The 15,762-nt window shown below is 41.5% G+C and carries 13 protein-coding genes; 1 reads left to right on the top strand and 12 read right to left on the bottom strand.

Annotated features, from left to right (window positions below):
- Positions 1-316: 316 nt before the first annotated feature.
- The gene (gene mutS / locus IEY03_RS06965) at positions 317-2,899 is read left to right on the top strand and encodes a DNA mismatch repair protein MutS (RefSeq protein ID WP_188840727.1); all 2,583 of its coding nucleotides are present in this window, start codon (positions 317-319) and stop codon (positions 2,897-2,899) included.
- 279 nt (positions 2,900-3,178) lie between these two features.
- On the opposite strand, the gene rpoS is transcribed toward mutS, so the two are convergent.
- The 12 genes from rpoS to relA all read right to left on the bottom strand — a co-directional run bounded on the left by rpoS (position 3,179) and on the right by relA (position 15,719).
- A complete protein-coding gene (rpoS, locus tag IEY03_RS06960) occupies positions 3,179-4,147 on the bottom strand; it encodes an RNA polymerase sigma factor RpoS (protein ID WP_188840629.1) in 969 nt (322 codons plus the stop codon).
- A 77-nt stretch (positions 4,148-4,224) separates the two neighbouring features.
- Positions 4,225-5,148, bottom strand: coding sequence for a peptidoglycan DD-metalloendopeptidase family protein (locus IEY03_RS06955; RefSeq protein ID WP_188840628.1), 924 nt, complete (start codon positions 5,146-5,148; stop codon positions 4,225-4,227).
- A 31-nt stretch (positions 5,149-5,179) separates the two neighbouring features.
- A complete protein-coding gene (locus IEY03_RS06950) occupies positions 5,180-5,815 on the bottom strand; it encodes a protein-L-isoaspartate(D-aspartate) O-methyltransferase (protein ID WP_188840627.1) in 636 nt (211 codons plus the stop codon).
- Positions 5,812-6,561 carry a 5'/3'-nucleotidase SurE gene (gene surE / locus IEY03_RS06945; RefSeq protein WP_188840626.1) on the bottom strand — a complete coding sequence of 250 codons (750 nt, stop codon included), beginning with the start codon at positions 6,559-6,561 and terminating at the stop codon, positions 5,812-5,814. Before surE ends, IEY03_RS06950 begins: the two co-directional genes overlap by 4 nt.
- Before the next feature lie 30 nt (positions 6,562-6,591).
- A complete protein-coding gene (truD, locus tag IEY03_RS06940; RefSeq protein WP_188840726.1) occupies positions 6,592-7,659 on the bottom strand; it encodes a tRNA pseudouridine(13) synthase TruD in 1,068 nt (355 codons plus the stop codon).
- A gap of 14 nt (positions 7,660-7,673) precedes the next feature.
- Positions 7,674-8,153, bottom strand: a complete 480-nt coding sequence (gene ispF / locus IEY03_RS06935; RefSeq protein WP_188840625.1) for a 2-C-methyl-D-erythritol 2,4-cyclodiphosphate synthase — start codon at positions 8,151-8,153, stop codon at positions 7,674-7,676.
- Between the two features lie 13 nt (positions 8,154-8,166).
- Positions 8,167-8,868, bottom strand: coding sequence for a 2-C-methyl-D-erythritol 4-phosphate cytidylyltransferase (ispD, locus tag IEY03_RS06930; RefSeq protein ID WP_188840624.1), 702 nt, complete (start codon positions 8,866-8,868; stop codon positions 8,167-8,169).
- A 4-nt stretch (positions 8,869-8,872) separates the two neighbouring features.
- The gene (gene ftsB, locus IEY03_RS06925) at positions 8,873-9,175 is read right to left on the bottom strand and encodes a cell division protein FtsB (protein ID WP_188840623.1); all 303 of its coding nucleotides are present in this window, start codon (positions 9,173-9,175) and stop codon (positions 8,873-8,875) included.
- 95 nt (positions 9,176-9,270) lie between these two features.
- On the bottom strand, positions 9,271-10,572 hold the full coding sequence (eno, locus tag IEY03_RS06920; protein WP_188840622.1) for a phosphopyruvate hydratase: 1,302 nt from the start codon (positions 10,570-10,572) through the stop codon (positions 9,271-9,273).
- 274 nt (positions 10,573-10,846) lie between these two features.
- Complete coding sequence (gene pyrG, locus IEY03_RS06915) at positions 10,847-12,484, bottom strand: CTP synthase (RefSeq protein ID WP_188840621.1); 1,638 nt, start codon at positions 12,482-12,484, stop codon at positions 10,847-10,849.
- 155 nt (positions 12,485-12,639) lie between these two features.
- A complete protein-coding gene (gene mazG / locus IEY03_RS06910; protein WP_188840620.1) occupies positions 12,640-13,473 on the bottom strand; it encodes a nucleoside triphosphate pyrophosphohydrolase in 834 nt (277 codons plus the stop codon).
- Between the two features lie 41 nt (positions 13,474-13,514).
- Positions 13,515-15,719: a GTP diphosphokinase gene (gene relA, locus IEY03_RS06905; RefSeq protein WP_188840619.1), complete on the bottom strand. Its 2,205-nt coding sequence runs from the start codon at positions 15,717-15,719 to the stop codon at positions 13,515-13,517.
- Between the last annotated feature and the right edge of the window lie 43 nt (positions 15,720-15,762).

Here is a 15,762-nt window from a genome sequence, read left to right as displayed (position 1 = left end):
TTCCAGACAGTAACTGCATTGGCAATTAATGGATAATATGCATTTTATAAATGTGTTGTTAACCGACATTTTTAACATCAGCTATCTCAATATGTTGTTCAGTATACTGTATAGTCATACAGTATCAAGCCCTGTGGGTAAATTTTTTTATTTATATATAAAATCATATCGTTAGTAAATTAATGACGATATTCGGTATTTGTATTTCTCCATCAGCGGCAAATTTTGGTAAGATTAGCCGCATTAAACTAGCATGCTAATTCACAGATAGATTCAATGAATTACGACCAGTAAACATAAGAGTATGACATTACCAATGACCGCACTTGATAACCTTGATTTAGAAAAGCACACCCCAATGATGCGTCAATACCTGACCATGAAAGCGGCTCATTCAGACATGTTGTTGTTTTATCGTATGGGCGACTTTTATGAATTGTTTTATGAGGATGCAAAAAAAGCCTCCGAAATGCTCGGGATTTCATTAACGGCACGTGGGAAAAGTGGTGGGGACCCTATCCCAATGGCAGGCATTCCTTACCATGCGGTCGAAGGTTATCTTGCCAAGCTAGTACAGATCGGCCAATCGGTTGCTATTTGTGAGCAAATTGGTGATCCCGCAACCTCAAAAGGCCCTGTTGAACGTCAAGTTGTAAGAATTGTTACGCCTGGCACTCTAACCGATGAAGCATTATTACAAGAGCGTCAGGACAATTTATTAGCGGCACTTTATCAAGGAAAAGTTGGCTATGGCTTTGCCACATTAGATATCTCATCAGGTCGTTTCGTTATTTCGGAATTAGCATCAAGAGAAGCTTTAGAGGCGGAGATCCAGCGTACCCGTCCAGCTGAGTTGCTCTACAGTGAAGATTTTACTGACATGCTTTTAATTAATCAGTTAAAAGGTATTCGACGCCGACCTGAATGGGAGTTCGATTACGACACCTGTATTAATTTATTGTTAAACCAATTTGGTACAAAAGATTTACATGGATTTGGTATCAGTGATGCTCGATTAGCTTTGCAAGCTGCTGGCTGCCTTATGCAGTACGTAAAAGATACACAAAAAACGGCTTTACCCCATATCAATTCTATTGTTCGCTTCAATCAAACTGATTCAATTATTTTAGATGCGGCAACCAGAAGAAACTTGGAGCTAACTCAAAATCTTTCGGGTGGCCGAGAAAACACCCTTTCATGGGTATTAGATAATACAGCAACCCCGATGGGGAGCCGTATGCTTCAGCGCTGGATCCATCAGCCGTTGAGGGATCGCCAGCAAATCACCCAACGTCACACCGCGGTGAATGAATTAATTGATCAAGATATTTATCTACAACTACACGATCAGCTTAAAGCATTAGGTGACATCGAACGAATTATGGCTCGTCTTGCGTTAAGAAGTGCCCGCCCACGTGATTTTGCACGCTTAAAACAAGCTATGGCGTTGCTGCCTGAGATTAAACAAACATTGCACATTTGCCAGCAACCTCATTTGATCAATTTAGCCATTCTGTTAGGCGAGTTTCCAAACGAGCACGAGTTACTAGAACGCGCAATCATTGATAACCCACCTGTTCTGATTAGAGATGGTGGCGTAATTAAAGATGGCTACAATAGTGAGCTAGATGAATGGCGTAAGTTAAGCGAAGGAGCCAGTGACTATCTGGTTGAACTTGAGCTTCGCGAGAAGCAAGAAACCGGTATTAACACGCTTAAAGTCGGTTACAATCGAGTACATGGTTATTACATAGAAGTCAGTCGATTACAATCAGATCGTGTCCCCATCCATTACCAACGCCGACAAACCTTAAAAGGCACAGAACGTTACATTACTCCAGAATTAAAAGAGTACGAAGAAAAGGTCTTATCAAGTCAAGGAAAAGCCCTTGCGTTAGAGAAACGACTATGGGAAGAGTTGTTTGATTTGTTGTTACCTAAACTGCAAGAGTTACAACAATTTGCTAATGCTGCAGCTGAACTTGATGTCATCAGTAACTTTGCTGAACGGGCCGAAACTCTTGGCTATCATTGTCCGACGATGACCAACGATATTGGCATTAATATAGAAGCGGGTCGACACCCTGTGGTTGAAAGAGTTAGTCAAAACCCGTTTATTGCTAACCCAGTTTGCTTATCCCCTGCTCGTAAAATGTTGATTGTTACAGGCCCTAACATGGGCGGTAAGTCGACCTATATGCGCCAAGTTGCATTAATCACTTTGATGGCGCACATTGGTTGTTTCGTTCCGGCTCAAAGTGCCAATATTGGCCATATTGATCGCATATTTACTCGAATTGGTGCTTCAGATGATCTTGCATCTGGTCGTTCAACTTTCATGGTTGAAATGACCGAAACGGCTAACATTCTTCATAATGCGACTAAACAAAGTTTAGTGTTGATGGATGAAATTGGCCGTGGCACATCAACTTATGATGGGCTGTCTTTAGCATGGTCCGCAGCGGAAAACCTGGCTCAAAAAGTCAATGCGCTAACCTTGTTCGCCACCCATTATTTTGAATTAACTCAATTACCTGAATTAATTAATGGGGTTATCAATGTGCACCTAGATGCCATCGAACACCAAGATACCATCGCCTTTATGCATGCTGTACAAGAAGGTGCCGCCAGCAAGAGTTATGGTTTACAAGTGGCAGCCCTTGCCGGTGTTCCACAAAATGTCATTAGTGCAGCAAAGCAAAAATTACGTCAATTAGAAAGCCGTGATGATCACCACGAAAGCCATGATAAAAGGCCATCTCAAATGACATTATCGATGCCATCAATAGATTACACACCACTAGCGGATAAATTAGCTTTAATTAATCCGGATGAGTTGACACCGAAGCAAGCATTAGAATATTTGTATCAATTGAAACAAATGGTTAAGGCGTTATAATTCATCCAAAAAACACTTATCAAAAATAAAGTTAATTACTCGCCAAAGGGGTAAATGTAACGCTTGATGGGGGTATGACTGGATACGTAAGTACTTAGCAAGCCTTCAACTTGAATTTAAAGGCAAAGTCTCTAGCTTTTGAGAATTGATTACCATAAAAATACCTATCTAAGATAGGTATTTTTATGGTTGAGGTTATTAATGACTTTAAGTTAATAAACTCTCACAACGATTTGATTATAAAAAATCAAATATAATCAATGCTAAGGGCATTGTGAATCAATCTCTAAACAGGGCTTCAACCGATAAGCCTTGTTGGCCTAATAAATCTTTTAAACGTTTTAATGCTTCGACCTGAATTTGGCGCACTCTTTCGCGCGTTAATCCAATCTCAGCACCTACATTTTCTAAAGTTGAAGGCTCATAGCCTAGCAGGCCAAATCGACGAGCTAATACTTCACGCTGTTTAGTATTCAGTTCATTTAACCAACCTACGATCGAGTTTGATAGGTCTTCATCTTGTACTTGATGATCCGGTCCAACTGAATCATCATCGGCAATCACATCAAGTAACGCTTTCTCATTGTCGCCACCAATAGGCATATCGACTGAAGTAATACGTTCATTTAATTTCAACATCCGACTCACATCGCCGGTAGAAACATCTAGTTTTTCTGCGATTTCTTCTGCGGTAGGTTCATGATCCAGTTTTTGTGCAAGCTGTCTAGCAGTACGAAGATACACATTTAATTCTTTTACAACGTGTATAGGTAAACGAATTGTACGCGTTTGATTCATTATGGCGCGCTCGATGGTCTGACGGATCCACCAAGTCGCATAAGTTGAAAAACGGAAACCTCTTTCAGGATCAAATTTCTCAACGGCACGGATTAATCCTAAATTACCTTCTTCAATAAGGTCGAGTAGTGCTAAACCACGGTTGTTGTATCTTCTGGCAATTTTTACAACGAGACGAAGATTACTTTCGATCATACGGTTACGTGATTTTTCGCAACCTTTGAGGGCTTTACGTGAAAAAAAGACTTCTTCTTCTGCCGTTAGTAACGGAGAAAAGCCTATCTCACCTAAATATAATTGAGTGGCATCTAAATTTTTATGTAAGTCTTCTTGGACTTTTTCTTCAATGTCTAATTGCTGAACTAATGCGCTATCAGTCTCAACATCTTGTGGTTTTTTAGCTTGATCAACAGATTGGTCTGCCTTAGCAGCACTTGTTTTCTGGCTCATAATTGCTCTCCCAAACCTTAATTGTGATGTTATAAATCTACACTTGCTTATCCTCCGTTATTAATGTTGCTAAACAATTATTGCTTAGGTAGATATCGTAATGGGTTAACAGACTTACCGTGATAGCGAATTTCAAAATGTAGCATCACTTGGTTTGCCCCAGTACTTCCCATTTTTGCAACTGTTTGGCCTGCGCTAACATATTGCTTTTCTTTAACCAGAATTCTGTCGGTGTGGGCATAAGCACTTAAGTATTCATCATTGTGTTTGATAATAACTAAGTTACCGTAACCACGTAACGCATCTCCTGCGTAAACGACTCTCCCATCGGCGGCTGCTTTAATAATATCGCCGCGATTGCCCGCAATCTTTATCCCCTGATTGCCTTGCTCGCTAGAAGAAAAATATCCAATTATTTTTCCTTTTACGGGCCAGTACCACTTCTGCACTTTACCAGGTAAATCTGCTATCGGTGGACTTTCAGTTTGGTTAACTATTTGTTGGGTAGTTGTTACAGAATACGCAGGCTTAGCTTTGTGATCAAGATCTTTTTTTACCATCGTTGATTTAGCTATTTGCCCAGGTTTTACATGGCTTTGCTGTTGATTCTTTTTAGAATTTTTACTCGAATCTGTACTTGTATAGGGCGGAGTAACCGCACCTAAACTTACTCCGGAAGGACTAGTTTTGTTAACATTTGCCAAACTTTGTGATGACGACGGACTTAAATTTAAATTCTGTCCAGGGTAAATAGTATATGGAGCTTTAAGATTGTTCAGTCTAGCTATTTCGGCAAAATGACGCCCAGCCCCCCAAGAAATAGAATAAAGGGTGTCGCCTTTTTTAACGGTATAGTCAGAATGGGATAAAGAACCGCGATGATATTTAGGTTGATGTGTTGAAGATGAGATGTTTTCAACAGGCGCAGGCCTATTCGCCTGAAAACTGCAACCAGACAACACAGTTATTACGATGAAGAGTCGCAGCCAAACCATATACATCAAATTAAATCCTATCACTGCTGTAATAAAGTTATGCAAGATCGCCATTAATTAATGGCACAAATTTTACCGCCTCGATGACCTGAGATTCGTATTGATCACCATGACGGGTTATTTTTAACAGTTGTTGATGGTCATCACCAACGGGAATAATCAATATTCCACTATCATTTAACTGCTCTAATAGGGCTTGAGGTACTGTCGCAGCTGCTGCCGTTACCATAATACCGTCAAAGGGACCTCGATTACTCCATCCCTTCCAGCCATCACCATACTTGAAAGAGACATTATGGAGATCAAGTTTTTTAAGCCGCTGTCTAGCTTGAATTTGTAATGACTTAATCCGTTCAATAGTACATAGCTCTGGCACTAATTGTGCTAACACTGCGGCTTGATAACCTGAACCTGTGCCGATTTCTAGCACTCGTTGAGGTTGGGTTTGCATCAAAAGCTCAGTCATTCTTGCCACTATGTAAGGTTGAGAAATGGTTTGTCCCTGCCCGATAGGTAAAGCGGTATTTTCATAGGCTTTATGCGCCAATGCACCATCAAGAAAAAGTTCTCGTGGTGTATTCGCTACCGCGTTTAATACGGCTTGATCCCTGATCCCTATTTCGGTTAATTTTTTTGTTAAATTGACCGCTCGTGCAGATGAAACACCTGTCATATTTTAGTTACCCAATCAGCTAGCGTTGATAGTTGATTATATGCAGTTAAATCAACAGTTAACGGTGTGATAGAAACAAAGCCGGCAGCAATTGCGCCAAAATCTGTTCCTTCGCCCGCATCCTGTTCAACACCTACAGGACCTAACCAATAAATGTCTTTACCTGCTGGATCGGTCGTTTTGACCATTCCCTCAGCTTTATGACGCGCACCAAGACGAGTCACTTTAATACCTTTAATTTGATCGAGTGGCAAATCAGGTACATTTACATTTAAAATCTGGTTTGACTCAATTGGATGCGTTAACAGACTTTTCACTATTCTCACCGCATACTCTGCGGCGCTGTCGTAATGCAGCAATTTTTTACCCGCTAGTGAAATAGCAATTGCAGGAAGCCCTAAAAATCGACCTTCCATAGCCGCGGCTATGGTACCTGAATATAAGGTATCATCACCCATATTAGCGCCAGCATTGATACCAGACACCACAATGTCAGGCTCAAGATGACATAGTTGCCTAATGGCTAAATGCACACAATCTGTTGGCGTACCATTAACCGAAATATAACCATTATCTAAGTTATTAATTCTTAATGGATTAGTCAAGGTTAAAGAATTACTTGCCCCGGAACAATTTCTATCAGGAGCAACGGTCAACACTTTCGCAAAGGTTTTTAATGCATCCGTTAATGCAATGATCCCGGGGGCATTAACACCATCATCATTACTCACTAGAATATTAATCATTTGAGTTATTGCTCCTTAGGTAGTGAGCTGTTATTCAGGCGTTTGTGATTGTTGTTCTGCCACCATAGCTTTCCAGTTCATCTCTTGTACGTCCTGATAATCGACTAACTCACGTAACACAGATGTGGCATAGCTACCTGCGGGTAACATAAACTCAATAACACAAACGTCTTCATTCACTTGCCATTTCATTGCTTGCGGCTTAAGTAACAATAAACGACGTTCTTGACTCAACCCAGCATTTTCAAGCCCGGTCAGGTCTTCTTTATATTCATTAACCGCCAACGCTTCCATTTCTGCAGCATCGGTTAATGCCAATGGTAAGCCTCTTCCCCATAGCGGCGCAGAAAAACCTATGTCATCCTCGGCTAATCGGTTTAGCAATAATTCATCCCATTGCTCTGCAACAAAATAACTTTTACTGCCCGCGAGCATGACACAGTCACCTGCTATTGGGGTTAATTGATGATGAGCCAGACGGTATGACACTACCTGATTAAAGATATGCGAGCGCACAGCAGATAAATACATGCTTTTCTTGGCTCGGTCATGAACTTTACGAGCACCAGAAAGCATCTGTCTGCCTTGAAGTAAGTTTTTACCATTATGGCCAAAACGTTGCTCACCAAAATAATTGGGCACTCCGACAGTAGCAATTTGATTAAATCGCTGCTGCATTGCTTCAACATTGGTCACATTACGCAATGTGAGCGTAAATCGATTACCTAAAAGTGCACCAATGCGCAATTTTTTGCCATGACGGTGGCTGGATAAAATCGTTAATTTATCGCTATTAAGTTGCTGCCAATCAGGGGTATCTTTTCCTGGTATACGGATTCCAAACCACTGTTCAGTTTGCGCATTTTTATCTTTTTGGCCAGCATATGTCACTTCTTTAGGGTGTACCTTGGCAAATTTTGCCAAGGTTTCTGCTACATGGCCTGTGTTTAATCCATCTTTTCGAATATGAAGCATATGATGTTCACCCTCGCCAGTCGGCGAAAAGGGTAATATCTCTTCAACAATGAAATCACTATTATAAGTGCGTAAATCGGCAGTACTTGTTGGCTTTGAATGTAAATAATGTAATTCAGATATCATGGGTGAGCGCTCTATTTTTGTACCATTAACACGACGGACTCGACAGCGATACCTTCCTTACGACCGGTAAAGCCTAATTTTTCGGTTGTGGTCGCTTTAACATTAATGTCTTCAATTGCAGTGTTTAAATCCGCAGCAAGGCAGCGGCGAATTGCGTCAATATGCGGTGCCATTTTAGGTGCTTGAGCAATCACGGTGACGTCTAAGTTACCAATGCTATAGCCTTTCTGTTGCGCTAAATCATAACAGTGACGCAATAATACGCGGCTATCTGCACCAGCAAATTGAGCGTTTGTATCAGGAAAATGTTTTCCGATATCGCCAAGCGCCATCGCCCCTAATATAGCATCGCTTATTGCATGAAGAACCACATCACCATCTGAATGCGCAATGAGTCCAGTCTCATATGGAACGGTCACGCCGCCTAAAATAAGCGGTTTATCTGAACCAAACTTATGCACATCGAAACCATGGCCTATTCGCATTTTCATTGGATAACCTTATTTATATTAAGATTGCTTGTTGAGACAAAAACAACTGGGCAAGTTCTAAATCATCAGGATGAGTTACTTTTATATTATCAACCCGTCCTGCTACTAACCCTGGGTGAATACCCGCCCACTCCATGGCGCTAGCTTCATCGGTAATTGTGGCTTTTGCTTGTAACGCTTGCTGCAGATTGTGTTTCAGTGCTGATGCAGGAAAAAGCTGGGGAGTTAATGCGTGCCAAAGTTGAGTGCGTTCGACAGTATGCTCAATAGTACCACCGGCATTGCCACGCTTCATGGTATCTCTCACTGGTGCCGCTAAAATTGCCCCTTGCGGAAACTGATTCAGGGCAAGCATCAGTTTATCAATATCGTTATGCGTCAAACAGGGGCGAGCAGCATCATGTACTAAAGCCCAGGCATCATTTTCCACGACTTGAAGCGCTGCCAGCACTGAATCAGCACGCTCAGCGCCACCGATGACTTGAGTCAGTTTAGGATGTGTTGCCAGCGGCAATTGCGGGAACAAATCATCTTCAGGATGCAAGGCCACAATCACCTGTGAAATAGCAGGGTGGGTTAATAAGCGCTCTAGGGTATGAGACAAAATTGTTTCTTGTCCTAACCTTAAATACTGTTTGGGGATAGCTGCGCCCATTCGACTGCCAATACCCGCAGCAGGAACGATAGCGACAAAGTTACGAATAGCTGCTGTCATTTGATTAATGGCCAAAACGATTTCGATCTCGTAATTCTGCACCGACTACACGATAAAATGTTTCTCCCTCTTTCACGAGGCCTAACTCGTTTCGGGCTCGTTCTTCTATCGCTTCGGTACCGCTTTTTAGATCAATGATTTCTTGTTTAAGAATTTGATTTCGGGCAATCAATTTAGCATTGCTTTCTTGCTGAGCTTGAATTTGAGTTTGCAGCAGGAAATATTCAGATAAATTATTCTCGCCCATCCACAATCTGTATTGGAGTAACGCTAACAGGATCGTTAAAGCGAATAAAAGTTTCTTCATAGTAACTAAGCAAATTATCCGAAATGATGAGTAAGCTTATGATACAACAAAAAAGGCCACCGAGTGGTGGCCTTTTTAATCAGCAAAGCAAAATATTATGCTTGGCCTTTAACTTCTTTAAGACCGTTGTAAGGTGCTTTTGAACCTAACGCTTCTTCAATGCGTAATAATTGGTTGTACTTAGCAACGCGATCACTACGACTTAATGAACCCGTCTTGATTTGACCCGCTGCTGTACCTACTGCTAAATCAGCGATAGTTGAGTCTTCGGTTTCACCGCTACGGTGAGAAATAACTGCAGTAAAACCTGCATCTTTAGCCATTTTAATCGCAGCCAATGTTTCGGTTAACGAACCAATTTGGTTGAATTTAATCAGAATAGAGTTGGCAATACCGTTATCAATACCACGCTTAAGAATTTTAGTGTTGGTAACAAATAAATCATCACCCACTAATTGAATTCTATCGCCAAGTAATTTGGTTTGGTGAGCAAAACCGTCCCAGTCAGATTCATCTAAGCCATCTTCAATAGAGACGATTGGATATTGGTTAACAAGATCTTCTAAGAAGTAGTTAAACTGTTCAGAAGTAAATTGCTTACCTTCACCTTTAAGATCGTAAATGCCTTCTTCTTTGTTATAAAACTCAGATGCAGCACAATCTAAAGCCAACGTGATGTCTTTGCCTAATTCGTATCCCGCGTTGGCAACAGCAATTTTAATTGCAGCAAGCGCAGCAGCGTTTGATTCTAGGTTTGGTGCAAAACCACCTTCATCACCTACAGCGGTTGAATGGCCTTGAGACTTAAGTACTTTGGCTAAACTATGGAATACTTCAGCACCCATACGTAAACCTTCACGGAAAGTTGCTGCGCCAACAGGCTGGATCATAAACTCTTGAATGTCCACTGAGTTATCAGCATGCTCACCACCATTGATGATGTTCATCATAGGTAATGGCATTGAATAAACACCAGGCGTGCCATTTAAGTCAGCAATGTGAGCGTATAAAGGAACTTTTTTAGATGCTGCTGCAGCTTTTGCCGCTGCTAAAGACACAGCAAGAATGGCATTTGCACCAAAATTTGCTTTGTTTTCTGTGCCATCTAAATCGATCATGATTTGATCAAGTTCAGCTTGCGCTAATGCATCTTTACCGATTAAAGCTTTTGCGATTGGACCATTAACTGCTGCAACGGCTTTTAATACGCCCTTGCCTAAATAACGTGATTTATCGCCATCACGTAATTCTAATGCTTCACGGCTACCAGTTGATGCGCCAGATGGTGCAGCAGCCATACCAATAAAACCGCCTTCTAAGTGCACTTCGGCTTCAACTGTTGGGTTACCGCGTGAATCCATGATTTCGCGACCGATGACGTTAATAATGTTAGCCATAATTCCCTCGTAAATAATGTCAGTAATACTGAAAGTTTAAAATCAAATAAAAAATTAACACCAATAAAAACCCGTTTATAAGCTATTTTAAGACTTTTTATTGGTATTAACTTTCATTTTGGTAATTTAAATCCACAACAGCTAGGATAAATCGAATTGAACCTGACAGCAACTATCAATTTATCTACAAGTCGATCTAGCGCAAGTTGTCATTAAGTTTATTTAAACTCAGTAACAAAAAAGCCGCTGACATCATAGTCAGCGGCTTGATTTATTAGTTCAAATCTTTTTTCTGATAAGCTAATGACGCAGAAATAAAGCCTTCGAACAATGGGTGACCGTCGCGAGGTGTTGAAGTAAATTCTGGGTGGAATTGACCCGCAACAAACCAAGGATGATTTGGCAACTCAATCATTTCAACCAATTTACGATCAGAAGATAAACCACTAAATACCAAACCAGCTTTCTCTAAACGTTCAACGTAATTGTTATTTACTTCATAACGGTGGCGATGACGCTCAATACAGGTGGCACCTTTGTATGCGGTTGCCGCTTTAGAGCCATCAAGTAAATGACATAGTTGCGCACCTAAACGCATAGTGCCACCTAGATCAGACGCTTCATGACGCTGTTCAACATCACCATCTTCATTGATCCATTCAGTGATCAAGCCGACGACTGGATATTGAGTATCTTTGTTAAATTCTGTTGAATGTGCGCCTTCAAGGTTAGCCACGTTGCGCGCAAACTCAATAAGAGCAACCTGCATACCGAGACAAATACCAAAATATGGCAGGTTGTTTTCACGAGCAAATTTTGCCGCTAAAATCTTACCTTCAACGCCACGCTCACCAAAACCACCAGGTACTAAAATACCATCAAGCCCTTGTAATACTTCTTCGCCTTTGGCTTCAACAGTTTGTGAGTCAATATACTTAATATTAACGTTCACACGGGTTTTCAATCCGGCATGTTTCAAAGCTTCGTTAACTGATTTATACGCATCAGGTAATTCAATATATTTACCTACCATACCAATGGTAACTTCGCCATTTGGGTTAGCTTCTTGGTAAATTACATTTTCCCACTCAGATAAATCCGCATCAGCACAATCAATGTTGAAACGCTTGATCACTAAATCATCTAAGCCCTGTGAGCGAAGAAGTGCTGGGATTTTATAAATACTGTCTACGTCTTTTAGCGAGATAACCGCACGCTCTTCAACGTTACAGAATAATGAAATTTTGGCTTTTTCATTAGCAGGAACCGCGCGGTCACCACGACAAACTAATACATCTGGGGCAATACCAATTGAGCGTAATTCTTTCACAGAATGCTGAGTAGGTTTGGTTTTAATCTCACCCGCAGCACCTAAAAATGGCACTAAGGTTAAGTGAATAAATAGGGTACGTTCACGTCCTAGTTCAGCACCTAATTGACGGATAGATTCAAGGAATGGCAATGATTCGATATCACCTACTGTACCGCCAATCTCAACGATAGCCACATCATGACCTTCGCCACCCGCAATAACTTTTTCTTTGATCGCATTGGTAATGTGAGGAATAACCTGAATGGTTGCACCTAAATAATCACCGCGACGTTCTTTACGCAAAACTTCTTCGTAAATTGAACCGGTAGTAAAGTTATTACGGCGATTCATTTTAGTGCGAATAAAACGCTCGTAATGACCTAAGTCTAAGTCAGTTTCAGCACCATCTTCAGTCACGAACACTTCACCGTGCTGAGTTGGGCTCATGGTACCTGGATCAACGTTGATGTATGGGTCCAGTTTCATAATGGTTACATTGAGGCCACGAGCCTCTAAAATTGCCGCTAACGATGCTGCTGCAATGCCTTTACCTAGTGATGAAACAACGCCACCAGTAACGAAGATATACCTTGTAGTCATGCTGAACCTGAGAAAATGTGTTGGAAAATACGTGCTTGTAAGAAAGCACTAGGACGGGGCGATAGTATACCAAAGTGATGTCGATTCGACAAACCAAAACAGCGATAATTTCGCCGATATGCGCTTTGCGGATCGATTCAAGCATGGATTTAGTCTTAAAGAGATGTTTTTTCTTGGCGTTTTACTTGATCCCAATAGCTATCCAGTTGCTCAAGACTATGATCATCAAATTGTTTACCGCTTTGAACAACACAGTTTTCTACGCCCTTAAAACGTCGCTCAAATTTATTGTTTGCCTGACGTAATGCCTGCTCAGGATCCACATTTAAATGACGAGCTAGGTTAACAACAGCAAACAACAAATCCCCCATTTCATCTACCACTTTAGGTTGGTAATGTTCTGGATCCGTAGCAACTAATTTAGCTTCAACGAGTACTTCATCAACTTCCTCGTAGATTTTTGCCACCACAGGTTCAAGCTCAGGCCAATCAAATCCTACTTTTGCCACTCGAGTTTGAATTTTTATGGCCCGCTTTAATGCAGGTAAAGCTTGGGGAATATCATCAAGTAAAGATAGTTGCAGCTTATCGGCACGCTCTTGTGCCTTAATGGCTTCCCAGGTTTGTTTAACCTGGTTAGCCGTGTGCTCAGGTGACGCTATATCGGGCGCATTAAACACATGTGGATGTCGACGAATGAGCTTGGCACAGATTCTCTCAACCACAGTTGAGAAATCAAATTTTCCCTGTTCTGTTGCGAGCTGGCAATAAAACACCACTTGAAACAGTAAGTCACCAAGCTCATCAGGCAGCTCATCCCATGCAGTGCGCTCAATTGCATCGGCAACCTCGTAGGCTTCTTCGATGGTAAACGGCACAATAGTTTGAAAGTCTTGTGCTAAATCCCACGGACAACCATCAACTGGATGACGCAATTTTTGCATAATCTCGAGTAGAGGTTGTATCTGCGCCTGATGTTTTATATCCATAACAGCCTAAAAAACTTAAGTAAACAATGTAAAAAATTGAATTACAAACGTCGCGATTCTATCACGCCATCGACTTGTGACAGTTTAGATAACACTCTAGATAAATCATCGACATTATATAGCTCAAGCTCTAACTCGACGGTTGCTGTTTGAGATTTAACATCGGATGTTGAACTCATGGCCATCACGTTTGATTTTTCGGCAGCAAGAACGGTAGTCAAATCGCGTAATAAACCACTACGATCATGGGCAATCACTTTCACTCGGATACGATAACCGCCCGAATAGTTTTCCCCCCAGACCACATCAACCGCGCGTTCTGGGTGAGCTCGCATTAACTCTTTGACCTGTTCACAATCACTGCGATGTACCGAAATCCCCCGTCCCATTGTGATGTAGCCAAAAATCTCATCACCTGGCACCGGCTGGCAACAACGGGCAATGTGGCTGAGTAAATTACCCACACCATTGACTTCAACTTGCCCTTTACCTTGCTTTTTAGGTCGATGAACAGCTTTCTTTAAAATGTCTTCAACCAGTTCTTCTTCGGATACGGACCCAACACGCAACTTACTTTCAATAAAGTTAACAACCTGGTTTAAGCGTAAATCACCACCACCAATGGCCGCTAGCATGTCATCCATGCCATTTAAATTAAACCGTTCAACCGCAATAGTGGCATCTTTGAGCTTTAAACCCACACGGTGTAACTCTGTTTCCAGCATTTCTTTACCTGCGATAATGTTCTTATCTCGGTCTTGCTGTTTAAACCAATGCTGAATTTTTGAACGTGAACGTGAAGACTTGATATAGCCTAAATTCGGATTTAACCAATCACGTTTAGGGTTAGCTATTTTTGAGGTGATAATTTCAATGCGCTCACCCGTTTCAACCTGGTAAGTAAATGGCACAATTCTGCCATCGACCTTAGCCCCAATACATCTATGTCCTACTTGTGAATGGATATAGTAAGCAAAATCTAATACCGTTGAGCCTAGTGGCAAATCGACCACCTCGCCGCTTGGAGTAAAGACATAGACACGGTCTTCAAACACTTGACTGCGCACTTCATCAACCAAGTTACCGCTTTCGGCAACGTCTTCTTGCCATTGCAAAATTTTACGCAGCCAATTAATTTTTTCTTCGTAACCGCTTTGTTTAACCGTATTTGCGCCCTCTTTATACTTCCAGTGGGCTGCTACGCCAAGCTCGGCATCTTGATGCATAGCTTCGGTGCGTATTTGGATCTCAACGGTTTTTCCTTCTGGTCCAACAACAACAGTATGAATAGATTGATAGCCGTTGGGTTTAGGGTTAGCCACATAGTCATCAAACTCACGTGGGATGTGGTGCCATAAGTCATGCACAACGCCTAAAGCACCATAGCAGTCTTGAAGTCTGTCGGTCACAATGCGCACTGCTCGTACATCAAACAGTTCGTCAAACTTGAGGTCTTTACCTTTCATTTTGCGCCAAATACTGTAGATATGCTTGGGTCTACCGTAAACTTTGGCACGAATCTGATCATCATCTAAACGTTGTTGTAGTTGAGTCACAAATTTGTCGATATAAACTTCACGATCCATCCGTTTGCCATCCAGTTGCTTGGCAATATCTTTATAAACGGTTGGGTGAAGATAGCGAAACGAGATATCTTCTAGCTCCCATTTTAATTGACCGATCCCTAAACGGTTAGCCAATGGCGCATAGATATCAGCTATTTCCCTTGCAAGTAATACCCGGGTTTCTTCATCAGCATTTTTTACCGCGCGCAATAAACACACTCGCTCGGCTAGTTTAATCACCACGGCACGAACATCTTCAACCATGGCCAATAACATCTTGCGGATATTATCGATTTGGGGTTCGGCGCTGCGACTGTCGGTGACTTTCAATGCCCCTATGGCATTCATGGTCACCACACTGGCCACTAATTTGGCTAATGAATCGCCATAAAGCTCATTGATCTTCTCTTCGGTGATCTGCTCAGCTTCTAAAATAACAAACAATAATGCAGCTTGAAGCGTTTCTAGATCCATATTTAATGGCGCCAGGATTTCAATCATTTCGCGAGCACGAGTTAGCAGTTGAGTATGTGCAAACTTATCTTTAATAGGTAATGCTTCCATTTTCTTGAGCATCTCAAGTAGCATTTGTGCATCATTGACATCTTCGATGTACCTTGCCACCCAATCTTCAAGATTGAAATCATCTGTATTGAAATGTGCTTCGCGAACTGAAACCATGTTTTTTCCTTACTCATTGCTGTTTATCAACACAGCAATGCTA

The organism is Shewanella aestuarii (assembly GCF_014647215.1).
GTDB lineage: Bacteria > Pseudomonadota > Gammaproteobacteria > Enterobacterales > Shewanellaceae > Shewanella > Shewanella aestuarii.
This window is presented reverse-complemented; position numbering and strand designations above follow the sequence as displayed.